The organism is Pseudoalteromonas sp. SR41-4 (genome assembly GCF_014163985.1).
Lineage (GTDB): Bacteria > Pseudomonadota > Gammaproteobacteria > Enterobacterales > Alteromonadaceae > Pseudoalteromonas > Pseudoalteromonas rhizosphaerae.
The window spans coordinates 103147-128527 of the sequence record NZ_JACJEI010000001.1; the positions used below are offsets into that span (position 1 = coordinate 103147).

General features: G+C 39.8%; 16 protein-coding genes. 11 read left to right on the forward strand and 5 right to left on the reverse strand.

Going from position 1 to position 25381, the window contains the following annotated elements; translation table 11 throughout:
* Positions 1–106: 106 nt before the first annotated feature.
* The 7 genes from H5180_RS00370 to H5180_RS00400 all read left to right on the forward strand — a co-directional run bounded on the left by H5180_RS00370 (position 107) and on the right by H5180_RS00400 (position 15023).
* Positions 107–2698 carry a TonB-dependent receptor gene (locus H5180_RS00370; RefSeq protein ID WP_145234279.1) on the forward strand — a complete coding sequence of 864 codons (2592 nt, stop codon included), beginning with the start codon at positions 107–109 and terminating at the stop codon, positions 2696–2698.
* A 92-nt stretch (positions 2699–2790) separates the two neighbouring features.
* On the forward strand, positions 2791–4839 hold the full coding sequence (locus H5180_RS00375; RefSeq protein WP_145234281.1) for a S9 family peptidase: 2049 nt from the start codon (positions 2791–2793) through the stop codon (positions 4837–4839).
* Positions 4840–5069: 230 nt separating this feature from the next.
* Positions 5070–5495 (forward strand): hemerythrin domain-containing protein, encoded by a 426-nt coding sequence (locus tag H5180_RS00380; protein WP_145234283.1) that lies wholly within the window; start codon positions 5070–5072, stop codon positions 5493–5495.
* A 307-nt stretch (positions 5496–5802) separates the two neighbouring features.
* Positions 5803–8127 carry a TonB-dependent receptor domain-containing protein gene (locus H5180_RS00385; RefSeq protein WP_182757424.1) on the forward strand — a complete coding sequence of 775 codons (2325 nt, stop codon included), beginning with the start codon at positions 5803–5805 and terminating at the stop codon, positions 8125–8127.
* Between the two features lie 250 nt (positions 8128–8377).
* Positions 8378–9388, forward strand: coding sequence for an alpha/beta fold hydrolase (locus H5180_RS00390; RefSeq protein ID WP_182757425.1), 1011 nt, complete (start codon positions 8378–8380; stop codon positions 9386–9388).
* A 473-nt stretch (positions 9389–9861) separates the two neighbouring features.
* Positions 9862–12003, forward strand: a complete 2142-nt coding sequence (locus tag H5180_RS00395) for a glycoside hydrolase family 16 protein (RefSeq protein ID WP_182757426.1) — start codon at positions 9862–9864, stop codon at positions 12001–12003.
* Positions 12004–12077: 74 nt separating this feature from the next.
* The gene (locus H5180_RS00400) at positions 12078–15023 is read left to right on the forward strand and encodes a TonB-dependent receptor (RefSeq protein ID WP_182730915.1); all 2946 of its coding nucleotides are present in this window, start codon (positions 12078–12080) and stop codon (positions 15021–15023) included.
* A gap of 47 nt (positions 15024–15070) precedes the next feature.
* Here H5180_RS00400 and H5180_RS00405 read toward each other — a convergent pair whose 3' ends face one another.
* Positions 15071–16543 carry a S41 family peptidase gene (locus H5180_RS00405; RefSeq protein WP_182757427.1) on the reverse strand — a complete coding sequence of 491 codons (1473 nt, stop codon included), beginning with the start codon at positions 16541–16543 and terminating at the stop codon, positions 15071–15073.
* A gap of 318 nt (positions 16544–16861) precedes the next feature.
* On the opposite strand from H5180_RS00405, the gene H5180_RS00410 reads away from it, so the two are divergent.
* Positions 16862–18406, forward strand: coding sequence for a diguanylate cyclase (locus H5180_RS00410; RefSeq protein ID WP_259399508.1), 1545 nt, complete (start codon positions 16862–16864; stop codon positions 18404–18406).
* Between the two features lie 24 nt (positions 18407–18430).
* On the opposite strand, the gene H5180_RS00415 is transcribed toward H5180_RS00410, so the two are convergent.
* A complete protein-coding gene (locus H5180_RS00415; RefSeq protein WP_182757428.1) occupies positions 18431–18853 on the reverse strand; it encodes a VOC family protein in 423 nt (140 codons plus the stop codon).
* 591 nt (positions 18854–19444) lie between these two features.
* Between H5180_RS00415 and H5180_RS00420 the strand changes: the two genes are divergently transcribed.
* On the forward strand, positions 19445–21628 hold the full coding sequence (locus H5180_RS00420; RefSeq protein WP_182757429.1) for a fasciclin domain-containing protein: 2184 nt from the start codon (positions 19445–19447) through the stop codon (positions 21626–21628).
* A 69-nt stretch (positions 21629–21697) separates the two neighbouring features.
* Here H5180_RS00420 and H5180_RS00425 read toward each other — a convergent pair whose 3' ends face one another.
* Positions 21698–22522, reverse strand: a complete 825-nt coding sequence (locus H5180_RS00425) for a sterol desaturase family protein (RefSeq protein WP_182757430.1) — start codon at positions 22520–22522, stop codon at positions 21698–21700.
* Positions 22512–22961: an SRPBCC family protein gene (locus H5180_RS00430; protein WP_182757431.1), complete on the reverse strand. Its 450-nt coding sequence runs from the start codon at positions 22959–22961 to the stop codon at positions 22512–22514. Before H5180_RS00430 ends, H5180_RS00425 begins: the two co-directional genes overlap by 11 nt.
* 96 nt (positions 22962–23057) lie before the next feature.
* Between H5180_RS00430 and H5180_RS00435 the strand changes: the two genes are divergently transcribed.
* A complete protein-coding gene (locus H5180_RS00435) occupies positions 23058–24056 on the forward strand; it encodes an AraC family transcriptional regulator (protein WP_182757432.1) in 999 nt (332 codons plus the stop codon).
* A 93-nt stretch (positions 24057–24149) separates the two neighbouring features.
* Complete coding sequence (locus H5180_RS00440; protein ID WP_182757433.1) at positions 24150–24911, forward strand: ABC transporter substrate-binding protein; 762 nt, start codon at positions 24150–24152, stop codon at positions 24909–24911.
* On the opposite strand, the gene H5180_RS00445 is transcribed toward H5180_RS00440, so the two are convergent.
* Positions 24908–25318 (reverse strand): NUDIX hydrolase, encoded by a 411-nt coding sequence (locus tag H5180_RS00445; protein WP_096038737.1) that lies wholly within the window; start codon positions 25316–25318, stop codon positions 24908–24910. The two genes, H5180_RS00440 and H5180_RS00445, sit on opposite strands and share 4 nt — an antisense overlap.
* Between the last annotated feature and the right edge of the window lie 63 nt (positions 25319–25381).

Below are 25381 nucleotides of genomic sequence, written 5' to 3' on the forward strand. Positions count from 1 at the left end.
AGCCCGCAGCTAAGCACTTATCTTATAAGTACTTAGCTGCAGCATAATTTTTAATGTCGCTTCAACTGGGTCGAATATGCCGATAAAAGCAGTCAATTTTGTTAACATGACGATTCTCTTCACACTCTGCTCATTTATGAGTATGGCGAATCCCCCTGTTACCAGCGACGAAAAAAAATTAGAAACAATTCAAATTAGGGGCTTTCATGACAGCGCTATCAAAACACTTCGAGATAAACGTGATAGCCAATCAATCATAGAAGCAATTAGTGCACAAGATATTGGTAAGTTCCCAGATAAAAATGTTGCCGAAGCATTGCAACGTATTACCGGAATTTCACTATCGCGTGCACAAGGTGAAGGTGAGCGTGTCGGTGTCAGGGGCACAACACCTGAGCAAAATCGTACTTTTTTGAATGGCCAAGCCATTGCCTCGGCCGATTGGTGGATCTCAACTCAGCCAAACCGAGGTTTTAACTACACATTATTACCTGCTGATTTAGTATCTTCGCTTGAAGTTTATAAAACCCCGCAAGCAGACCATAACGAGGGGTCACTCGGTGGCTCTGTCAATATAAAAACTCAGCGTCCATTGCATACCGAACGTAATCATTTTGTTGCCAACGCACAAATACAATACAATGATTTATCTGGCGAGTTTGACCCACAACTGGCTGCATTTTATAACTGGACTAATCCAGATAAAAATTTTGGTGCTCTGATAACTTTCACGCGTAATCAACGTTCATTGCGTCGTGATGGTCTTGAATCTTGGGGTTGGCATGAGCAAAACTTCCAACAAAATACAGATGGTACGCTCACAGCAAGTGACGATAACACCGCAGATATAAAAAATATTTGGACACCTGGCGGAGGTGGCTCAGCTATTTTCCAGCAACAACGTATTTTGACTAGTGCAACTGCGAATTTTGAATATCAACCAAACTTAGATTGGAATATTCAACTTAATACCTTGTATTCAGTACTTAATGCCGATAACAGTAACCAAAACTTTTTATGGCAACCCAGTAGCGTGTTTGCCAGAGGTGGCCATATCAGTGATGCTCGTATAAGTGATAACACATTAACTTACGCCCGCTATTCACAAGTGCCTGAGCAAAATGCACAAAACCTGCCTTTTAGTACTGCAATGGAAGCTATTTGGCGAGAATCTGAAATAAATACCAGCAGTGTGCATTTAATTGTCAGTCAACAAGCACACCTTTGGCAGAACCAATACCAAATTGGTTTTACCAAAGGCGGTGGTGGCTCTAAGCAAGATCACACATCGCAATTTTCCGCCAATACTGCTTTTAGCGTAAACACCACTGAGCGTAAAAATATTATTGCCAATTATGATGTTTCTCCCCTTGATGCACAGGCTTGGCAACTGACAGAAGCACGTAACGACAGCCAAGATTCCAATGATCAAGAGCTCTATTTACAAGGTGATTTTGAACGCGCAGTTGATCATTCTATCATCAGCGCGATTAAAGTAGGTGCAAAATACCGCGACCATCAACGCGATTTTATTCGTTACCGTTCATTCAATGGCGCATTTGATGGTATAGCTCAACAGCTTGATTGGACGTTAGCGGATTACCCTGCTAGTTTTCCCCATGGCTTTTTGTCCGATATTGGTGATCAATATACCCTCAGAAATTATAGCTTCGCCAATATTAGTGCGTTATCAAAAGACTTCCAAACTATCGACTTTATAAAACAACAAGAAAAAGCTAGCAGATTTGATATTCAAGAACGCACCACCGCAGGTTATGTTAAATTGATGCTAGATGGTGATGACTACCGTGCTAACCTTGGCGTAAGGCTTGTAAATACTAGGCAAGACGCTGGTGCTTATAAACGTATTGGTTCACCGGTTGAACAACAAGAAAGTTTTGCATGGCAGCAACATAATAAAAATTATGTCGATATATTACCCAGCGCCAATATCAGTATTGATTTGAATGAGAACCTGATCGCCCGTATCAGCGCCGCACGCGTAATGTCACGTCCTCAGTATAATCATTTAATGCCTTCAACTAATTACAATGTCACTCAAGCACAGGGTCAAGGAGGCAATCCTGACTTAGACCCCTATCGAGCCAATCAATTTGATTTAAGCGTTGAGTGGTATTTTAATGATGCTGCCCTCCTTTCTGTGGCGTTATTTAATAAAGATGTCGAATCATTTGTTGAATTTAAACGTACCATTGAACAACATGAAGGCATTGAAATGACCATTGACAGACCAATCAATGGCAGTGGTGGTACTATTCGCGGTGTTGAGATTGGCTATCAACAAGAGCTTATCTATGGTTTTGGCTTGATCACCAACTATACGTTTGTTGATGGCGACCGAACAGATAGCACATCAGCGCGCGACGATTATGTACCCGGCACCTCAAAACACACTATTAATCTAACCAGTTATTATGAAAATGATTGGCTAAGCTCACGCTTGGCGTATAACTATCGCACACATTTTGCCACGGGTGTGGGAGAGACTATGATGGATGATTTTGGCCAACTTGATGGTAGCGTCACTTTTAAAATATCTGATAGCCTTGATTTTGTTATTGAAGCGATAAACCTCACCGATGAGATCACTTACCTTTATGAGCGTAATGAATATGCGCCAACGGGCATTTATCAAAATGGCCGTCGCTTTTATGTTGGTGTGCGCTACAGCCATTAGCCGACAATGTTTGCGTATTAATCGCATATTTTAGCATTTAAGGTACACCTTGTTATAATCCTTTGATAATTAAAACATGCGAAGGAAAATTCATGATAAAAACTAGCCTAGCACTGGCTCTTGGACTCTCAAGCTCACTGGCATTTGCAGCCACATCGCTTACTGTAGAAGATATCCCTAAAATTCAGTCAGTTATTCAAACCAGCATTAGTCCAGATGGTGACAATGTTGCATTTACCCGCTCAGTGCCACGTGAATTATACGTCGACGAGAATGGCGCCAATTATAGCGAACTCTATGTCGTCGATGATGAAGGTGTCGAGCGTCCTTTCATTACCGGCTCTGTAAGTATCAAGAGTATTCAATGGTCAAACGATAGCAAAACGATCTACTTTTTAGCAAAACTTAAAGACGACAAGTTTACCGCGTTATATCAAATTCCAGTGGATGGTGGTCAAGCGCAAAAAGTACTATCGCTTAAAGACACATCAATTTCTAGCTATCAGTTAAGCCCGAATAACAAACAACTCGCTATTTTAGCTATGCCAGCGGCTGATAAATCTGAAAAAGAGCTAAAAAAATTAGGCTTTATGGCTGAGGTGTATGAGCTAGGCTTAAAAGATAAACAACTATTTATTGTCGATTTAGCCAAAACAGATAAACCTCTGACACCAACAGCGCTTAACGTTGCGAACTATGTAAGTGATGTAAACTGGGCCGCAAAAGGCGATAAGTTATTAGTAAAAACCCAGCCTACAGCGCTAATTGACGACAAATACACTAAATCACAATGGCACTTATTTGATATTGCGACTAATCAAGTGACGATGTCGTTTGCTACTGAAGGTAAATTAGACAGTGCTGAACTGTCTCATGATGGTCGTTACATCGCAATTCTAGGTGCCGAAGATAAGCATGATCCAGCAGCTGGTCGTTTATTTTTAGCTGACACAAAAACAGGTGAAGTAAGTGATTGGTTACCCAATTTCATGGGTCATATCGTTGATTTTAAATGGTCACATAAACGCAATACGCTTAATTTTATTGCCAATGTAGGTACGCAAAGTTTTGTCGCAAGCATTAAAACCGGCTCTAATAAATACAAAAAAATTATTAATGAAGGCCAATTTATTGCATCAAATCTGAGTATTTCTGATTCAGATAAAACCTTAGCGCTACGTGCAAACACTGCAAAGCACCCAAATGAAGTATTCATTATTCGTGGCTCTAAAGCACAACGTTTAACGGATTCAAACAACTGGTTGAATGACAAACGTTTTGCTAAGCAAGAAACTATTTCACTTAAGGCCCGCGACGGTGTTGAGATTGATGGCATATTAGTCTACCCATTAGATTATGATAAAGGCACGCGCTATCCATTGATCATGTCAGTGCACGGTGGCCCTGAAAGCCATGACAAAGACGGTTGGGTAACAAACTACTCGCGCCCAGGTCAAATGGGGGCTGCACGTGGTTATGCTGTCTTTTACCCAAATTACCGTGGCTCTACAGGTAAAGGCGTTGATTATTCAAAGCTTGGTCAAAACGACTATGCAGGTAAAGAGTTTGACGACTTAATTGACTTTAAACAGCATCTTGTTGAAATGGGCTTAGTTGATACTAAACGTGTTGGTATTACGGGTGGCTCTTATGGTGGTTATGCATCAGCATGGGCCGCAACAAAATTGACTGAACACTTTGCTGCGAGCGTAATGTTTGTAGGTGTTACCAACCAACTATCTAAATTTGGAACTACTGATATTTCCAACGAAATGAATCTTGTGCATGCACGTTCATACCCATGGGATAAATGGCAGTGGTATTTAGAGCGCAGCCCTATTTACTGGGCTGGCCAGTCTAAAACACCATTACTGATCATGCATGGTAAAGATGATCCTCGCGTACACCCTGCACAATCAATGGAACTGTACCGTTATATGAAAGTACAAGGCAAAGATGTACGCCTTGTATACTATCCAGGCGAAGGTCATGGTAACCGTAAAGTAGCCGCGCAATATGATTACAGTTTACGTTTAATGCGTTGGATGGATAACTATTTAATTGACGGCAAAAAAGACATGCCAGCATTCGAGATTGACCATGCAGGCAAGTTAAAAGCGGTAAAAGACGCCAATAAATAACTCTCTTATTTTGTGTAAATATGCTTTTAGGCCAACATTCATGTTGGCCTTTTTGCTTTTGAATAACAATGTATATGGATGTAATATAAAGACCTAACTCGGTAATTTTTACAAGAAAACATCCTAACAAGCTAAAATATAAAAATTAAATCAATATATTACAACAACTTAAAAGTTGGCTTCCGTCTTGCAATATTCATTGTAATTAATGAGTAAAGCAAGGAAAACCCATGAATATTTTTGAAGCACTTCGTAATGATCACGATAAACAACGTTCGCTTGTCGATGCGCTGATAAAAACCCAGGGGGAGTCACCGAATAGACAGTCTCTTATGGATAATTTAAAACATGAGTTAGTAGAACATGCTAAATTTGAAGAGCGTTATTTCTACAATCCTTTGATGTTTGATGATTTAACCCATGAAAAAGCCCGTCATAGTATTGCAGAGCATCATGAACTTGATGAATTGATTGAGCAACTTGAAGAAACTGATATGAGCTCACCAGCGTGGCTTGTGACCGCTAAAAAATTACATCATCTTGTACATCATCATCTCGCTGAAGAAGAGCATGAAGTATTTCAACTAGCCGGTAAAGCGCTAACCGAAAGTCAAAAAGAAAGTCTAGCCGAAAAGTATAATGATGCGATGAGTTAACTGCTATATGTGCCCGCTTTAATTTATAAAGCTCTCTAAATAGCTACAACTCTATACCATTTGCATTTATTAGGCACCTCTAACACGGTCAATACTTGGCTAAGCAAATACTCTTAAATTAACTAAGCCCGGCATCAAACGCTGGGTTTTTTAATGCTCATGCTCCATCCCCACCTTTATTTAATATGAAAATCATTCATTGAATGTAAATATTTCGCAATTGAATATACAACTGATAATTGTTATCATACCCACCTTGGTTACTTATTAGATTAATAATCTTTATTCTTGTCATGAAGGAAGTACAATGAAATCCCGCCCGCTTTATCTGGCCTCACTGATCAGTGCATTATTAACATCAACAACACTTATTGCTGATGATGACACAGCTGAAAATATGGAAGTGATGGTTGTCACCGCTTCTGGTTATGAGCAAAAATTAATAGATGCACCTGCAAGTGTCTCAGTTGTCTCTCGCGAAGATCTACAAAATAAGCCATTTACTAGCCTTGCTGATGCGCTTCGTGATATCGAAGGTATCGATGTTGGTGCCGGACAAGATAAAAACGGTAATATTAGTATTACCATGCGTGGTTTACCCGCAAGCTATACTCTAGTGCTTATTGATGGCCGCCGTCAAAGTGACGTAGGTAATATAGGCCCAAACAACTTTGGTAACAGCCAATTTATGTATATGCCGCCACTTGAGGCTATCGAGCGAATTGAAGTCGTTCGTGGCCCAATGTCCACTTTATATGGCGCTGATGCAATCGGTGGTGTAATCAATATTATCACTCGTAAAAATCTTGATAGCACCCATGGTAGCGTCACGGTAAGCAGTAATATCCAACAAGACGATCAATACGGTAACGATAATAAAGTCGATATATATTTGACCGGACCAAGCGGCGTTGAGGGATTAACTTACGGGATCCGTGGTAGTTTTTATGACCGTCAAGAAAGTGAGCCAACTTACAGCGAAAGTTTACCACTTCCAGATGGCAGCATGTGGGTTGATGATGGTAGTTTTGGCGATAAAAAAATCGTTGCAGCACGTAACTGGAATGCCGGCGCAACAATAAACTACCTGATCAATAATCAGAATGAAATCACCTTTGAGTACGACATAGCCAAACAGCGTTACGATAACACCGAAGGTCAAACAGGTACGTTAGATAGCCCAGTCAGTTTATGGCGTGTTAGCAAAGGCATTGTACAGCCACGCGTTGGTTATACTCCATATCAACGTGTTGAACGTGAGCAATTTGTATTTGCACATGTTGGTCGATACGATGTTGGTACGCTGACCAGCAGCATTACCCAAAGCAGCAGTGAAAACTTTGGTCGCTCATTACCTCTTAATGTACAAGAGCGTTTAGGTGTGCAGGCCATTTGGGACCAAGCAGTACAAGATCAAGGCATCGACAAGCCAGAACTAACGGATGCAATTTACGCTCAACTTGATGAGACTTTTTTACCACGCCCAATGCGTACACTAAAACTTGATAACTTAATTATTGATACTAAGTTTGAATCAAATATAGATAACCACTATTTTGTAGTAGGCGCACAATATTTTGATGCCGAAATGGAAGATGGTGTATTTGGTATGTACGGGGATGGCTTCCGTGAAGGTACGACTCAAGATCATCGTCAAACAGCTGTATTTGCTGAAGATAACTGGGAAATTACCACAAATCTAACTGCAACTTTCGGCGCTCGTTATGATCATCATAATATCTTTGGCTCACAAGTTAGTCCTCGCGCTTATTTAGCCTACTCTCCTGCTGATGAATGGACTTTCAAAGGTGGTATCAGCACAGGTTACAAAACCCCAGAGCCAAACCAACTATTCTCTGGTATTACAGGTTTTGGTGGCCAAGGTACTAAACCTTTTGTTGGCACGCCAGACTTACAACCAGAAACCAGTGTAAACTACGAAATGGCTGCTTACTTTAATGGCAGTGATAGTTTTAGTGGTAACGTAACGGTGTTTTACAATGATTTTAAAGACAAAATCATTAACCAAGATAACTTACCAAACTGTGAAGTGGCCATAGCTGATGAACCTTGTGTTGAAATTGGCGCAGGTTGGGCTGGCATCGGTAGCACCACCTTTACGCAAGCTGCTAACGTAGATAAATCAGCTACTCGTGGTGTTGAAATTGCTGCTAATTGGCAGATTATTGAACAGTTGTCACTACGTGGTAACTTTACTTACACCGATAGTGAAGTAAAAAGTGGTCGTGATGAAGGACTACCTTTAGTTAATACACCTAAAAATATGTATAACTTAACGCTTGCATGGCAACCATTGGATGATTTGAGTATTTCACTTATTTCTGAAATCCGCAGCGATCGTTACCGTGGTACGGCAAATGTGTCTGGTCCACAGGGCCCTGAAACACAAAAGCTCTACTACAAAGCCTATGATTTATATCATTTAGCAGCAAGTTATAAAATTAATGATAGCCTAGCATTAAATGCCCGTATTAATAATCTGTTAGATGACGACTTATCAAGCCGTACTTGCTTATTAGCAACCTCAGAGGAAGAGTACGAATGTACATCTGATTACAATACCACCCAAAAAGCACGCAGCTTGTGGGTATCAATGAGTTACAGTTTCTAGAATAAGAAGCTATAAAAATACAGCCCAGCAACAATGCTGGGCTTTTTATTATTACGATTTAACCGTGCCTTTTATACTTTATCACCCAACACAGATTCGTGGCCTAAGCAGCTTAAAGCGTATACTCAATAAGGGTTACCGATGAATGAGCAAAGGAAGCCTTAACTTATAGTATTAAATTTTAGAATTTATTCGCTTAGTATGTGAAGATATGTTTTGACAGATTTAATTTAAATCATTGAGGGATCTTATGTATAGAATATGGTTATTAAGTTTATGCTTTGTCTTCGGTATTGCAAATGCACAAACGCCGCAACCACTGAGTTATGACGCATTATTAAGCAACTATAATTACGATTTTGACGTTAACTATTTTAACCTTGACTCACAAGGGCTGTCGTTAAAAATGGCGTATATTTACTTACCTGCAAAGGCTGGTAAACCCGTTATGACTTTAATGCATGGTAAAAACTTTAACGCTCATTACTGGACTGAAACTGCACTATTGCTACAAAAACTCGGTTATGGCGTGCTGATACCTGACCAAATTGGTTTTGGAAAATCATCTAAACCACGAGATTATCAGTTCTCTTTTGCAGCCTTAGCTAGTCACACCCATGCTTTAATGAGCCAACTTAATATAAATAAATCAATTGTATTGGGTCATTCTATGGGCGGTATGCTGGCAAGTCGCTTTGCGCTTATGTATCCACAAACAACCCAACAATTAATTTTACTCAACCCTATTGGCCTTGAAAATTACCTGCAATATGTTGATTACAAAGACACTAACTTTTTTTATAAAAATGAGTTAGCTAAAACACCTGCCGGGGTAAAAGCATACCAGCAAAAAAATTACTATGACGGAAAATGGAATAACCAATTTGCTGCTCTGACGAATTTTATTACCGGACAAATTCAAGGCCCAGATAAAGAGCTAGTAGCGTGGGTTAACGCAAAAACATACGACATGATTTTTACTCAACCCGTTATCACCGAGTTTAAAAACTTCACTATGCCTGTTTCACTAATTATAGGTACAAGAGACAGAACAGGACCTGGCCGTAACTGGAAGAAACAAGGAGTAGATTATGAACTTGGCCGCTACGATCAATTAGGTAAATCAGCCGCGGCATTAATTCCTCACAGCCAACTATTTGAACTGACTGATTTAGGTCATTTACCCCATATTGAAGATTTTAAGCGCTTTAAAGCTGTATTGTTAAAAGCCTTAGAAGCATGCTCAAAGCCACTAGAGTAATATTTAGGCAGATCAGCTGTTAAAGTTATTAACAGCTGATTTAATTACTCAACGCTGACCTTTGAAAACCAATTAATAAACATAAATGCCTACTATTAGATACCTTTTAGCGATAACAGAAAAATATTGTCAATTAGCATGTGGATTCACTTTTAATATTTTGATGGCACTAAAAAATAACAACTCACTGATATTATTAGACTAAAACTCTATCTCCATTAATATATTGCTATTCTGAAGTTATTTAAAAATTAAATAACTTTTCAGTTTAAAACTAAAAAAGCAGGTAATGTAAACTTAAAGTTAAAGAAACAAGCAGTCTGTTGTTGACCAAATTACAACCTTAGCATACTCTATGTAAGCGCTTACAACACACACACTGATAAATGTAAGCGCTTACAACTTCGTTCGTAGACACAATAACAACCACAACGAAGTACTTTTAAATTTTTGTCGATACTGGGGTTCAACTAATGAACATGACAACAACCAAAGTAAGCCGCCTTGTTGCGGCAATATCCATGACCATGCTATTTGGCTGTGGTGGAAGTGCTGAGACAAAATCTGACTTCACAAAAGTCGATCCACAAAAGCCGGTTTCTGATTGGCAAATGGTTTGGAGTGACGAATTTGATGGCGCAAGTATTGATTCTAACAAGTGGAACTTTGAATTAAATTGTGCCGGTGGTGGTAACAACGAAAAACAATGTTACACCGACAGTGAACAAAATGCCTTCATTAAAGACGGTGTACTAAACATAGTCGCCTTACCGGCCGACGAAGGTGCCGAAAAGCCTTATACATCGGCACGATTGAACACCCGCTACAACGCTGATTTTACTTATGGTCGTTTTGAAATGCGTGCAAAGTTGCCTTCAGGGCAAGGTAGCTGGCCTGCTTTTTGGATGATGCCAACTAATGAAGTATATGGTACATGGCCGCGCTCTGGCGAAATTGATATTTTAGAAGCGGTAAATTTAAAAACAGTTGCTGAAGATGGCACCGTTGAAGCTAATATTCATGGCACACTTCACTATGGTCGTGAATGGCCTAACAACTCGAACTCTGGTAAAGCGTATACATTCCCTGAAGGGATGAATCCTGCTGACGATTTTCATACTTACGCTATTGAATGGCAAGAGGGCGAAATTCGTTGGTACGTTGATGGCTACTTATATGCCACACAACGTCGTTCTGAAGTTCGTTATAACTCAAAAGACGAAGCTGTTGGCCTAAAACATAAAGGTTGGTTTGCTGAATACTTTGAACAAGGTAATGGCGAGCTTACAACACATTGGGATAATGCCCCCTTTGATAAAGACTTTTACCTTATTTTAAATAACGCCGTTGGTGGTGATTGGCCGGAAAACGTAAATAACTTAGGCGTTGACGCTGCAGCATTTGCAGAGGGTCAAAGCTTTGAGATTGATTACGTACGCGTTTATCAATGTGCAGCTAATACTGACACAGGTAAAGGCTGTGAGACAGTGCGTCCAGGTTACGACAACATAGAAGATGCACTTGTTGAAGGTAAAGCGCCTGTACCTACTCCACCAAGTGATGGTGTTGCAAAAAACCTTGATATTTTTAATGGTAGCTTAGACGCAAACTGGATCGCTTGGGATTGTTGTGGCGGAACCACACCAGAAACCATTACCGACGCTGACAAAGGCGACGTAGTTAAATTTAATATCAACGATAATAACGGTACAGTATTAGGTTTTTCAACCCGTGGCGGTCACTTCCCTGATGGCTTTGCAGGGTCATCGTCTCCATTTGATGCTTCTTTACTGCTTGATTTAAATGGTCGTGTATCATTTGATATGAAAGTAGTGACTCCTCCAACATCTTCAACTACTTGGTTATTAAAGGCTGAAGCCGGTGATGGCGGCCCTAATACGGGCGACGTCCCACTTAGCGAAAGTAATGAAGGTGTAACACCTGTTACTGGCCAATGGCAGACCTATACGTTTCCACTTTCTTTACTACAAGAAAGAGGCCTCGATATAAGTGCTATTGATGTATTAATGGTATTTCCTACATGGCAAACAGGTGGCGGTGCCGAGTACTTAATTACCAATGTAACTATTGAAGGTGACTTACCAAAAGTCGATCTTTTCAGTGATGAACAAAACCTAGATTGGCCAATGTGGGATTGTTGTGGTGGTTCAAAACCGGTTGAAGTAATGGATGATGAAGAACACGGTTTAACGGCTGAGTTTACTATTGGCGCAACAGCAACAGTAATGGGCTTTAATAGCCGCACAGCTGCAGGCGGAAGCGGTGAAGCATTCGATGCTACTTCGATATTAGAAAACGGTGTAATAGCGTTTGAGTTAAAGGTGATCTCAAAACCAAATAATCTTGATTCAGTTTGGAATTTCAAAGTTGAGTCTGATAACGGTAGCTCTGCTGTCGAAATTCCATTAACTGACAGCGTCGAAAGTGTAGAACCTACTATTGGTGAATGGCAAACATATACCTTTACCCTTGCTGATTTAGCGGGTGCAGGTTTAGATGTTAGTGCATTAGATGTGGTGATGATTTATCCAACTTGGGACACAGGTGAAGGCGCTGTTTATCGTGTAGATAACGCATTCATTGGCATTCCATAACTAAGAATCACTTTATGGTAGGTGCGTATAAGCACCTACTTACCGTAAAAAATTTAGTAAAAAGCAGAGCAATTATGAACACAAATAAGTTTAAAAAAAGCCAAATAGCGGCTTCTGTGTCACTTATCATCGCTGCAAGCACATTTAACTTCGCTAACGCTGCGCAAGAAAGTACTGCCGAACCTGAAATCGAAGTAATACAAATTAAAGGTATACGTGGTTCACTGATCCGCTCTATGGACATGAAACGCGATGCATCTGGGGTAGTCGATGCAATTTCTGCCGAAGAAATGGGGAAATTCCCAGATACCAACTTAGCTGAATCACTACAACGCATTACGGGTGTATCGGTGAGTCGTGCAAACGGCGAAGGTAGCCAAATTACAGTCCGTGGTTTTGGCCCTTCATTTAATTTGGTAACACTTAACGGTCGCCAAATGCCTGGAACGGGTAACTCTCGTTCGTATAATCTTGAAAACATCGCCTCAGAAGGTGTAAGTGCCTTAGAAGTATTTAAAACTGCCCGTGCTGATGTGCCTAGCGGTGGTTTAGGTGCGACAGTTAATATTTCAACATCGCGCCCTCTGCAAAGACCTGGGCAGCACTTTTCAGCAACAGCAAAAGCAATTCATGACTCATCAAATGAAGTTGGTAGCGATGTAACACCTGAAATATCAGCTATTTACAGCAATACCTTTAATGATGAAATGTTTGGTATTGGCTTTTCATTCTCGCATCAACAGCGCGACTTTCAAAAACAAAGTGCTAATATTCAAGGTTGGCAAGCTAATGTAGATTTACCGACTCTTTCAGAAGATAAATTTATTGATGCTCGCCCAGTTGATGCAGACGGTAATCGCGTAGGTAATCATTTTTTTGCAAAAGACATGAACTACGCTATTGAAGATTTACAACGTGAGCGTACCAATGGGCAAGTAACACTGCAATTTGCACCCACTGATAATTTTGTGGCCACCCTTGATTACACAGCAAGTGAGGCTACAACAGGGTCAAAAACTCTCGGCTGGGGTATTTGGAACGACTTTGGCAGTAATATTAACGGTTACGAGCTAGATGAAAATGGCACCGCTATTTATGCAGATATAAGTGGTAACGATGCGTCATTTACCTCGAGTAAAAACACCACTGAAGTAAAAGCTCGTTCTATCGGTTTAAATTTAGATTGGCAAATTAATGATACATGGAAAATTGAGCTTGACTACCATGATTCTAAAAACGAAACCGACAATGGCGCAGACAAAGGTCTAGGTAGTGATGGGCAAGTTATTTTAGGTTCTGATCAGCTTGTTAATAAAATTTATGATTACCGCACTGGCGAAGTTCCGCATACGCAAGTTAATTGGAAAAACGGCACGAATGTATTAAGCCCAGGTGAGATTGATTCAAACTTTAGCCAGTTTATTCATTCACCGGGGGAATCAAATATTGAACAACTTCAACTACATGCAAGTTGGATAAATGAAAGTTTTGACATCGGTTTAATTGAAGTTAAGTTTGGTGGTTCGCGCACAGAGCAAAACACTGGTGGTTATGAGGCATGGAGTGGCTTAGTTGGTGGCCCTGGTTTTAACCCTTCTTACACTGAAATTTTCCCAGATGGTATGTTTACACTTCATGATACCTCAGGATTATTAGATCAATTTGCCGGTGGCGGTAGCAATTTACAACCAAACTATTACTACAGCTATGATTTTGACGAAGCCGTAGCAAGACAAATGGCATACTTAACCGCTGATGTAACAGGCGGCGATGCTTATGCACCTAATGCCTATCTTGATGGCATTGACAGTCAAAGCTCGGTTGAGGAAATTACCAACAGTATTTATGTTCAATCACGTTGGGAGTTTGACGTTAGTAATTACTACGTTAAAGTAAACGCAGGTCTTCGCTACGAAGAAACCGATGTAACCAGCTCTGTTCGTCAGCGTGTTGAACAACAAGTTAATTGGATAAGCGCTTCAGAGTGGATCACTCAATATTCAGCAGGTGGCGATGATAACTTCTTAGTGCAAGAAGGCAGTTATGATATTTTACTGCCATCAATTGACTTAAGTGTTGACCTAACTGATGACGTGGTTGCTCGCGTATCGTGGGGCAAAACAATGTCGCGTGCACCTTTGGGCGATTTAGCTGGCGGTCGTTCACTAACAGGCAGTCCAAAACCGGGATCACGCGTAGGTAGTCAAGGTAACACGGGGCTATTACCGTTTGAATCAACAAATCTTGATTTATCTTTAGAGTATTACTACGCAGAAGGCAGTTATGCATCTGTAGGTTACTTTAAAAAGGACGTTGATAACTTTATTCAAACCACCATTACCCCAACAACCATTGAAGGCTTATATGATATTTTAAATGGCCCGCGCTATTTACAAGCTGTGAGTGATATTGAGGCACGTGGTGAGCAAGCAACAACCGATGCCATTTTTGCACAAATGCTTGCTAATGGTGATGGTAATGTCAATGGTCAAATTGAACCAAATAGTAACGATCCGCTTATTACTTGGAACATTAGCCAACCACAAAATACCGATAGCAAATCAGTCGATGGTTTTGAAGTGGCAGTACAGCACTTAATTGGCGAAACAGGCTTTGGTGTCGGTGTTAATGCTACATTTGTCGACGGAGATGTTGAATTTGATACAGACAGCTTAGACCAACAAGCTCCGTTAACGGGCTTAAGTGATTCAGCTAACTTCCAAGCGTTTTACGAAAAAGATGGCTTATCAGTAAAACTGACTTACGCATGGCGCGATTCATACCTTATTGGTGTAGGCCAAGCACAAGGTTCTGCTGATGCACCACCACAATATGCTAAAACATATGGCCAGTGGGATATGAGCGTAAATTATGACGTTAACGAGAATGTGACGGTATTCTTTGAAGGTATAAACCTCAATAATGAAACCGAGCAAGGCTATGGCCGTTACGAAGAGCAGTTCTTATTTGCTCGCCAGTATGGTCCACGCTACGCAATTGGTGCACGCTATACCTTTTAATAAACCTAAGTAATTAAACATTCCAGCCGCTCATTGAGCGGCTTTTTTTATAACTGTTTAATTTTTTCTAATAGCTTATCGGTTGTCCAATCAATATCGTTATAGGCAATATCGGGCTTATAGTAATCGCCCTTTCCTCTTGCTCTATCAACATACACTTTATTAGGGATAATAACTTTACCTAACCCTGAGGGTAACTCGGCTAGTCGAACATCCATATACAATGAGTCAGCACTGCTTGGCGCGCCAAATAACTGAGTGTTTGAAAACTGCTTAAATACATCAATGGCGTCAAGACAGGCACTTGCACACTGTGGCGGCACAATAACAAAAACCTGTGTTTTAAAGTCACTCACTAGCGATGTATTTTCGCTTTGATTTGATTTGCTTTGCTTTGCTTCTATATAAAATGGCTTATTGTTTTCAAGTGACTTTGCCATACCTGCAGCTATTTCTTTAATCTCTTTATGGACTTCAGGTTGATCTTTCACCACTTCAATTAACGATTTAACATAGTTAGTATTATCTTTTGACGCTCTCCACCAAACCCGGCTATTTTTTGAGTAGTTATCCATTTTTTGTTCAACAACTTGCTCACCCCACAACACTTTTGCAAGCTTTAAGCTCCAATAAGACGAGCCACCTTGGTTATGACGAAGATCTAAAACCACCGTTTTTGCACTGAGTAACTTAGTACGTTGTTCAGTCACTTTTTTATACAGGTTGTTGTAATCATGAGTTTGCTTATCGTTATTTGCAAAACTGGGCATAGCAATCCACGCTATGTTTTGCGCAGGCCAAGTTAAATCGGTTGTAAGCTCATCCCCATTATAGGCATGTGTTAAATGCTTACTTACACTCTTTGGCCGAACAGACCAATCAAGGGTTTTACTGTAAGCTTGCCCATTAGCTTTAATAAATTGACATTCTTTTAGAGGTGTTAAAAATGGGTTACCATCATCAATTAGTAACCGCCAACCTTGCTGCCACCAATGCCCAGGTTGTGTAACCTGTCCATGAAATTTAAACACTCTTTTTCGCATTAAAGTCTCGGTACTTTGCCCATCGCAACCACTTATCACATCACCTTTATTTATATTATCTGTTTCACTGTAATACACTTTTAATGCATCACCCCGCCAAACGGCACTAAAACCAGGCCAACGACGAGCAGATCGTTCAACGCTTGAAAAAGCCCCTGCATGGCCATCTTGTAAAATAGTACTAAAGCGCGCTATAGCCGCAACATGAGCTTGTGCACCACTGGCCTGAATTGATAGTGCAAGTGCCTCTGCTTTTGCTTGCTTTAATAGTTCAGGAAAGGCTGGGTTGTTAACATCAAACATACCAGGGTGGTTTTGTACCGATATGCCGTAAGCGGCTTCAATATCAAGCTCACTAACACTGCGCCATTGCCCTGGGGTTTGAGGAGAAACCGGTAATTCAGCTACACTTAAGGTAGGCGCAATTAATAAAGCGCATAATAAAGTACGATTAACTATTGTTGTTTTTATTTTCATGAAAATCCTTTTTAATGCGATCAATTACTTTAGATCCACCAAGGGTGATCAACCCCCCGATCTCAAGCAAGTAAAAAACTACCAGTTTATTTTAAAGCAATAACTTATCAGAACAACTTAACCCGAAGCCAGTCGAAGTTCAACTAACTGCAGCCTAGGTCACTATTTCTTATCAATATTTACTAGTAAAGCAAACTAGCTTTGCTAGTATGAGGTAATTATTATTTTTATGTCTCACTTATGCGCAATACTACCGTGAAAATAAGGAATAGCTTCCTCTTCCCAAGCTCCCGCTTCCTCAGGTTCAACGGTATCATATTGGCTTTTATTACTCTGCTATTGAGCGGCGCAGCTTTCGCTGAAGATAACTGTTATTTAACAGCTATTGCAAACAATGTATCAACCCCGTTATTGCAAAGTGTTGCATCAGACATAAGACTAGTAAAAGGGGTTAACCAATTTGAATTAGTATGTACACTAAGTCAAAGTGGTGTATTCACTTTTACTCGCCCTGCACTTAAGAGCTTTTCGTGGCAACAAGATGGCGCATTAAAAGCTCCCTTAAAAACAAATCAAATGGCTATTTTGATGGAACAAGGCAGCTTTCACGCACAGCTCACTGTAACAGTAACAAATAGCTACACCCCTCGCTTTACGTGGTTAAATACACAGCAGTTTATTGAAAGAGTTCAGTTATATAATTTAATTTTCGGAGTGTTTTATGGCTTGTGTGCCACACTTATTTTTTATGTACTAATAATAGGTTATGGTATTAAAGATGCTATTTTCAAACAGTATGGTGCATACCTTTTTTGTATTGCTAGCTTTATCTTTTTACAAGAAGGTCAACCCTATTTATTTGCTCAAAATCAGTTTTCCGAGCTTATCAGAAACCTTTATTCATTAAGTATTGGTTTAACTGTTGTGAGTGCGACTTGGTTTATGTGCGCAATATTAGCATTGCCGCAATATTGGCCAAAAGTGAGTCACTTATTAAAAATTGCCGCTTTGTGTGTACTTACCTTGTGCTTACAAAGAGTAGCTTTAGATTTACCCGCTATTGCTAATCTCACCTCAGCGATTACAGGCTACTTGTCATTATTGATTGTAATGAGTATTTTTATACTCTCAGCCGTGCAAGCTAAGCAAGGTGTGAATGAGGCAGGCTTAGTTTTTATAGCCTTAAGCTGTGTATTTATTAGCATGACTTTTAGAATATTACTCACCGAATACAGCCCTTTTATTCAACGTTATGGGTTTGTGATTGCTTTTACTCTTGAGTCATTACTACTGGCCATCGCCGTGGCCAAGCGCTTACAAAGACTCAGTTATGCAAAAAAACAGGCTGAACGACACGCTAATTACGACCCCCTTTGTCATATACATAATCGTCGCGGTTGGAGCTTAAAAGCAAACGACTTATTAACTCAACATGCTCAACAAGGCGGTATCCTGTGTTTTTTATATATAGACTTAGACCGCTTTAAAGTAATAAATGATAGTTATGGCCATGATGTTGGCGATAAAGTGTTAAGCAAAGTAGCGCAATTGATTAATAACCATATGCGCAGTGAAGATGCGGTTGGACGCTTAGGCGGGGATGAGTTTGTGGCTATGGCATTATTTACCAGCAAAGATAAAATTAACCAACGAGTTGCGACTCTTGAACAAAAGTTAAATGCGCTTAGCTTAGAGCACCAAGGCAACACCATCGCTATTTACGCAAGCGTAGGGCAAATAAACTATAGCGAAGCGCCTAAAAATTTAGATGAGGTTTTAAAAGCCGGTGATGAAGCAATGTATCAAAAAAAGTCATTACGAAAAGCGCAGGCTAAGCAAACCTACACAAGAGAAAACGCCTAAAGTAATCGTTTAGGCGCATAATCATTACTCGTCTTTTTTGAATAAGACTTCTGGGTTTACCATAGTTTTCATTTCTAAAACATTGCCGTTTGGATCTTCAATAAAAAACGTCTCTTGTTCAAATTCATTGCCAACAAAACGACGGTATGGTTTATCTAAATATTCGAGACCAGCAGCCGCAATGCGCGTTTTTAAAGCTTGAAATTGATCTTCTGATAGATGAATGCCAAAGTGAGGGACTGCCACCGCGCCCATATCAACATCATGACGTACCGTTGGTAAGCGCTCTTCGCTTTGGTGAAGCGTTAACTCGTTACCCCAAAAATCAATGTCTACCCATCGCCCTGCTTCACTATTGCCCGTTTTACAGCCAAGTACGTCACAATAAAATATTTTCGCTTTTTCGAGATCACCTGCCGGTATTGCCAAGTGCAAACAGTTGGACATAAATTACCTTCATTAATAACTTTTAACATATGAAATATGCTGCATTATACATAAATTGCAATTTATATAACATTAACAACATCTGTTTTGTGCTATTAAATGCGAGAGCTATGGTTTGTGATGTGCGCGCTAAAAGTAAATTTTTATTATTAAAATTCGTCAATCCAAAATTATTAATTCCTATCATGGTATCAGCAGCTTTGATAGGCCTTATTGTCTAGTTTATGTCATTCCCGAAGAGTCATAGTAGCAATACTTATTTATCAATATACGCCTAGCCGACAGCTTTGCCATTGGCTTTCTTGCAAGCTCTGTCATCATATTTTATGGTTATTACATCGAGCACAGTGTTGATGACTTTACTGGCGCTTTAGGAATGTGTGTATTCTTCATCCGTGTATATCTGCAGCGTATTTATTTTTATTAGGGGCGCCAAATCCTTAGTAACCTGAATTTTTTCTAAATAGTCTAATAAAATCTTAACGATATCCCAAAACAAAAAATAACAGGCCTTTTTTTGATCAGTTATAGCTTCCCTTACGTAATGTTCACACAGCTATAACACTGTAACATTCAATTAAAGGAAAAATTATGAATAAAGTATTTAAGCTATGCGCAGTCATACTTCCCTTGTTACTGATCCAAGGCTGTAATGACGATGATAACGTACCTGTAAGTACTGACCCACAACCAATTACTACCATTTTTGATGCTGCACAAAGTTCTGATGATTTCACTACACTCGTTGCAGCTTTAGAAGCAACAGGTCTTGACGAGACTCTTGATGATGCAACGAATAGTTACACAGTATTTGCTCCCACCGATGCGGCTTTTGCATTACTAGGTGAAGACAAAATCAACGCTTTATTAGCTGATACTGACAAGCTTAGTTCAATATTAACCTATCATGTTTTATCAGGTAGTGTTGATGCACAAACAGCAATTAGCCTCGCAGGCACAACGGTTGCAACTGTCAATGGTCAAAATATTGCTCTATCTTTAAATGGCGATACGCTGTTAGTAAACACAAGCACCGTTACCATGACTGATATTGAAACTGATAACGGTATTATCCACGTCATTGATGCTGTTTTAATGCCTAAAGAAGTTTCTGAAACTGCGCCAACGAAAAATATTGTTGAAACAGCGCAACAAGCTGGTAATTTTAGTACGTTACTCACAGTGCTTGATGTTGCGGGTTTAACAGCTGCATTGTCGGATAATTCAAAGGAGTATACTGTATTTGCCCCAACAGACGCTGCATTTGAAGCTGTTGGTAGCAAAATGATAAACACCCTATTAGCTAATCCAGATGTACTCGGCAATATTCTAAAACAACATGTGTTAACTGGCTCTATTGATTCAGTAACCGCAATGTCTCTAAACGGTCAATCAGCTGAAACACTGCTTGGTAATACTTTACCTATTTCAATTAACGCAGACACCAACATCTTGATGTTTGGCGGCGCTAATGTGGTAATAACTGATATAAAAACAACTAATGGCATTGTTCACGTAATTGACTCTGTGATTGTTGCTGACGTTGCCCTACCAGAGAGTTTTGGCACAATTGCGGATGTTGCAAGTGAAAATGGCAGCTTTACTACATTACTCGCTGCACTCTCAGCAACAGGTTTAGACGCATTGGTTAGCGATCCAATCAGCACATTCACGGTATTTGCACCTACTGACGCAGCATTTGCTGCCCTTGGTCAAGACACTATTGACGCTTTATTGGCAGATACCGACACGCTTCGTGATATTTTACTTTACCATGTAGTAGCAGATGCAAATGTACTATCTGATGCAGCAGCCACCATTGCAAACAGCGAGAACAACAAAGTTGAAATGGCAAATGGTGATATGGCTGCTTTATCGTATGTAGACAGCTCACTGTTTATTAATGATGCGGCGGTAACTACAGCGAATGTAACTGCTGACAACGGCGTTATTCATGTATTAAATAAAGTGATTATGCCACCGGCTGAAGTCGGCACACCGACTAAAACTATTGCAACAGTTGCCACAGAAACGCCTGCATTATCTACATTAGTAACAGCACTGCAAGCAGCAGGGTTAGTTGATACGTTTAACGATACCACTAAATCGTTTACGGTATTCGCACCAACAAATGCGGCATTTAGTAAAATTCCTACCGCTGATTTAAATGCTTTATTAGCTGACACTACTGCACTTACTGGCGTACTTACTCAACATGTATTAGCTGCCCAAGTAGGTAGTACTGATGCGTTTGCTGCTAACGGTAAAATGGTCACTACACTTGCTGAGAATATGCTAAGCGTAAACGTGGTAGATTTTACCAGTACCGAAAATACAGCAACAGACAGCGTAGCTTATGATGCAACAAATAATCGTTTAGTAACGGGTATGGCCGATGCTATGCCTGGTAAAACCGTGTATGTATTTGATAACGACTTAGGTGAGGCAATGAGCGTATGTGAAGCAGCTTGTGCAACAACGTGGCCACCCGTGTTAGGCACTGCGGCATCGATTGAAAATATTCCGGGTTTATCATTGATTGCTCGCTCAGATGACAGCATGCAAGTCGCTTACCTTGGCCGCCCTTTATATACCTTCTCAGGTGATACGGCAGCTGGTCAGAATAATGGTCAAGCTGTGAACGATATTTGGTGGCAAGTAAGCTTACCGGCTACATCACTACAAGTAGCTGGCAGCAATGTAACAACCACTGATATTTACACTAGCAATGGCGTTGTACACTTAATTGATACAGTGATCACAACGGCCAAATAACTAAATTTTACTGTGAGATAAGCCAGGAGTGATGCTATTTGCTCCTGGCTTTTTTATATAAAAATAGGCTTACTTATTACTACTTTGAGAGCTTGTTGGGTAGCCAAACAACACGTTTAACTTGGCTTTTAACCCTTTAGCTTGGTAAGTACTTTTAAATAAATACTGCCACTGATGAAAGGTGATTTTGATTGGGTTATTACTGTTTAATTGACCAATAATGCCGTATTTACAGGGCTTGTTTTCATCCTCTTCTACATAAGTGCCAAATAATTTATCCCAAATAATTAAAACGCCAGCGAAGTTTTTATCTAAGTAGCCATTATTTATAGCGTGGTGCACCCGATGATGCGATGGGGTATTAAATAATGCTTCAAACCAACCGAGCTTTTTTACCACTTGCGTGTGTACAAAAAATTGATAAGCCAAATTAAGTGCCACCACCGCAAAAACAATCACAGGCTCAAAGCCTATTAATATCATCGGCAACCAAAATAGCCACATTCCCGCCAGCGGATACATTAAACTTTGTCTAAATGCCGTGGTAAAGTTCATTTTAGTAGAACTATGATGCACTACATGAGCGGCCCATAACCAATGAATATGGTGTGATGCACGATGAAACCAATAGTATAAAAAGTCTTGCAGTAAAAAAGCGCCTAATACAGTAAATAGCGTCGATTCAATATCAAATAGCCGAAACTGATACAGCCAATAAAAAAACGGCATTAATAATAATAACGCAATGGCATCAGCGCCTTGATGTAATAAAGCAAGTAACGCGTTGGCTAAGCTGTCTTTTATATCGTAGTAACGTCTAAATTTTATAAACTCAACCCCTACAAACAGCAAAAAAATAGGGCTCAGTGCCAATAAAATAATTTCAATGCTCATGACGTTTCTCCTGAAAATAGCTGGCTATTTTTTTAAGTGCTTGGCTAACATCTTTTTTTATAAAAAAAACCAGTATAAAGTCGGGTAACCAAAAAGGCGCAATACAACGAATATGGTAGCTGATCTCGGTGAGTGATGGCTGAGTATTATTGGCTTTTAAGTAAATATCACCACGGTGCTGTGCAACGGGTTTATCCCCTAAAATGCGGTAACAAATGTGGCTATTATCGGCCGTTATTATTTGCTCCTTAAATGTTGTACCTTGCATTTTTATTTGTCTAATGGTGCCTTTTCCACCACTTATTTCACCAAAGTCTTGCGGTGTTAACACTTCAAACTGCGCATTAAAAAAGCGCCCCAAATCAGCATGCACTAATAATAAGGTGCGTAATTGTTCAGGCGTTGCTGCCACACTATGTTTAACGTTTATCTCAATCATTGTGTGCCCCCTATTATTTTTATAGATCTCTAGCATATAAAAATATTACATGGCAAACTTGCGATTAGATGACTATTTTTTAGCTTTAGGCGACAAATGAAAACCTTAGCCGATCATTACTTTTCTAGCTGTTTGGATTATCTTCAAAGCACAGGATTAGATAGCCAAGAGATACTAACTGCCATTGAATTTGATGAATATACAAATAAGCAAACACAACAATTAGCGCCTCGTATTAGCTTAAAAAGCTATAATGCGCTGCTTAGTTATGCACAGCAAACGCTAAATGACTCCTTATTTGGGTTTGAGTTAGGAAAACAAATACGTACCGCTGATTTTGGTGTACTTGGGTATTTAATTGAATCGAGTACTAATCTAGCCAGTGCCATTACTGCATTACTGAGCTACGACAGTTTAGTGGCTAACATAGGGCGTGCTGAGTTTGAACAGCAACAAACACTTTGCAAGGTAACCTGGTTAGCAGACCCACAGTGCAGTCCACAAGCCGTATTACGAAATATGACCGCGTGGGTAAGTGTTATACGCCAACTGCTTAATCCTCAGCTTTCGCCTAGTTGCGTTTATTTTACAGCACATTTTTCAGACAGTGAGTTACAACAATTAGCGCAATGGTTTAATTGCCCAGTAAAAGCTGGCGCTAACTTTAATCAAGTAGAGTTTCCAAGTAGTTACTTAACCCTTCCTTTTAAAACCGATAACTCCCAGATTAACGCTGTGCTAAAGCAAATGTCAGAGCAACAGCTATCCCAGTTTAAAAGTCAGCAATTATTAACAGAAAAAATTAATCATATTTTAATGGCTAAATATGATTTGCAGGACTGTTCACTGATCAGAACGGCTAGTGCTTTAAATATGACCCCGCGCACAGTGCAACGTCATCTAAAGCAAGAAAACACCAATTTTGCCGCTCTCCTTGAACAAGAGCAAAAACGCCGTTTGTTAACATATATTCCTCATTATTCGCTAAGCAGTATTGCAACTATTTTGGGGTTTAATGATCAAAGCTCTTTTAATCGCGCCTTTAAGCGCTGGTATCAATGCTCACCTCGTCAATTTATAAAAAACAATAATTAAACAATTTGATTACCTAAAACACACATTTAACGTGTACCTTTTTATTGATTTTATTTACACTAGCCTCATGTATTGCTTTAAAGACAATTATTTATGCGTTTGCGTATGATGTTAACTGTTTTTGTATTGGTTTTTTATAGTGCGGTCTGTCACGCAAACCCGGTTACCTTCATCGCTGAAGATTTGCCCCCTTATCATTTTAAAAACCCTCAAGGTGAAGCGCAGGGTGCCTTAGTAGATATCGCTAAAGCAGTATTAAAAGGCACGGCTTTAAAAGCAACGTTTGAAATAATGCCGATGGCGCGTATGTTTCAACAACAACAAGCCAATCCTAATGCCATCATGCTGTCACTGTTAAAAACACCAAACAGAAACAGCCAGTTTAAGTGGCTGGGAAAAGTGTATTTTGCAGATGCATACCTAGTAAGTTTACGCAGTCATAACGATGAAGTGATTCACTTAAACTTTGCCAAAGAATACAAAGTAGCCACTATTCGCGGTTATTCTGCACAAGCTTATTTAGAAGCTCAAGGCTTTACTGAAAGTGAGAATTTAGTCTTAGTGAGTTACTACCAGCAGCTATGGAGAATGCTGTATAAAAATCGTATCGATTTTGTGGTGACTAACACCCTCACCCTTGAAAACGAGTTAAAGCGAGCAGGGCTCGACCCAAACTTAATTACTAAGCGTATACATTTAGATGAGCTACCTTCTTCTCTTCACTTTGCAGCAAGTAAGCAGCTTAACCCGCAAACAGCGAAAATTATTACTGATAGATTAAACGCGATAAAAGAAAGCGGTGAATACCAACAAATTTTAAATAAATGGCAACTCCCTATTCCAACGCGCCTTTAGTATTGAGTAGGTAAAACGCCTTGCGTTAAGTAATTTTTCAATGAAGTAAATAAAGGTGAAGGTAAGTTATTAATATCGCACCAACGCCACTGTAAACATTTGTTAGGCTCTTTATTCACAGGCTCGCCACCTTCATACTTTGCCCGTACATATAAAGTAATATAGTGCTTGTTCTCGGCGCTAAAAATATCGTTGGTAAAATCGAGTTTACGAATATTAGTAACAGTAAGCCCTGTCTCTTCTGCTACTTCGCGCACTGCACATTGCTCAACCGTTTCACCAAATTCTAAATGCCCCCCAGGGGTTGCCCAGGTATTTGCACCATGTGCGCCTATTCGCTCACCGAGTAAAATTTTATTATCATGCATTACTATCACTGCAACGCCTACTCTGACAACTTGACTCATTATTACCACATTAAATAGTTCATCATTTTTATATGTTACCTCATTTAAATCATCAAACTAGTC

What these genes read in the sequence shown, in the direction of transcription:
- H5180_RS00370 (WP_145234279.1), top strand. Translation starts at nt 107, where the DNA reads ATGACGATTCTCTTCACACTCTGCTCATTTATGAGTATGGCGAATCCC.
- H5180_RS00395 (WP_182757426.1), top strand. Translation starts at nt 9,862, where the DNA reads ATGAACATGACAACAACCAAAGTAAGCCGCCTTGTTGCGGCAATATCC.
- H5180_RS00385 (WP_182757424.1), top strand. Translation starts at nt 5,803, where the DNA reads ATGAAATCCCGCCCGCTTTATCTGGCCTCACTGATCAGTGCATTATTA.
- H5180_RS00445 (WP_096038737.1), bottom strand. Translation starts at nt 25,318, where the DNA reads ATGAGTCAAGTTGTCAGAGTAGGCGTTGCAGTGATAGTAATGCATGAT.
- H5180_RS00435 (WP_182757432.1), top strand. Translation starts at nt 23,058, where the DNA reads ATGAAAACCTTAGCCGATCATTACTTTTCTAGCTGTTTGGATTATCTT.
- H5180_RS00390 (WP_182757425.1), top strand. Translation starts at nt 8,378, where the DNA reads ATGTATAGAATATGGTTATTAAGTTTATGCTTTGTCTTCGGTATTGCA.
- H5180_RS00400 (WP_182730915.1), top strand. Translation starts at nt 12,078, where the DNA reads ATGAACACAAATAAGTTTAAAAAAAGCCAAATAGCGGCTTCTGTGTCA.
- H5180_RS00415 (WP_182757428.1), bottom strand. Translation starts at nt 18,853, where the DNA reads ATGTCCAACTGTTTGCACTTGGCAATACCGGCAGGTGATCTCGAAAAA.
- H5180_RS00375 (WP_145234281.1), top strand. Translation starts at nt 2,791, where the DNA reads ATGATAAAAACTAGCCTAGCACTGGCTCTTGGACTCTCAAGCTCACTG.
- H5180_RS00420 (WP_182757429.1), top strand. Translation starts at nt 19,445, where the DNA reads ATGAATAAAGTATTTAAGCTATGCGCAGTCATACTTCCCTTGTTACTG.
- H5180_RS00405 (WP_182757427.1), bottom strand. Translation starts at nt 16,543, where the DNA reads ATGAAAATAAAAACAACAATAGTTAATCGTACTTTATTATGCGCTTTA.
- H5180_RS00380 (WP_145234283.1), top strand. Translation starts at nt 5,070, where the DNA reads ATGAATATTTTTGAAGCACTTCGTAATGATCACGATAAACAACGTTCG.
- H5180_RS00430 (WP_182757431.1), bottom strand. Translation starts at nt 22,961, where the DNA reads ATGATTGAGATAAACGTTAAACATAGTGTGGCAGCAACGCCTGAACAA.
- H5180_RS00440 (WP_182757433.1), top strand. Translation starts at nt 24,150, where the DNA reads ATGCGTTTGCGTATGATGTTAACTGTTTTTGTATTGGTTTTTTATAGT.
- H5180_RS00425 (WP_182757430.1), bottom strand. Translation starts at nt 22,522, where the DNA reads ATGAGCATTGAAATTATTTTATTGGCACTGAGCCCTATTTTTTTGCTG.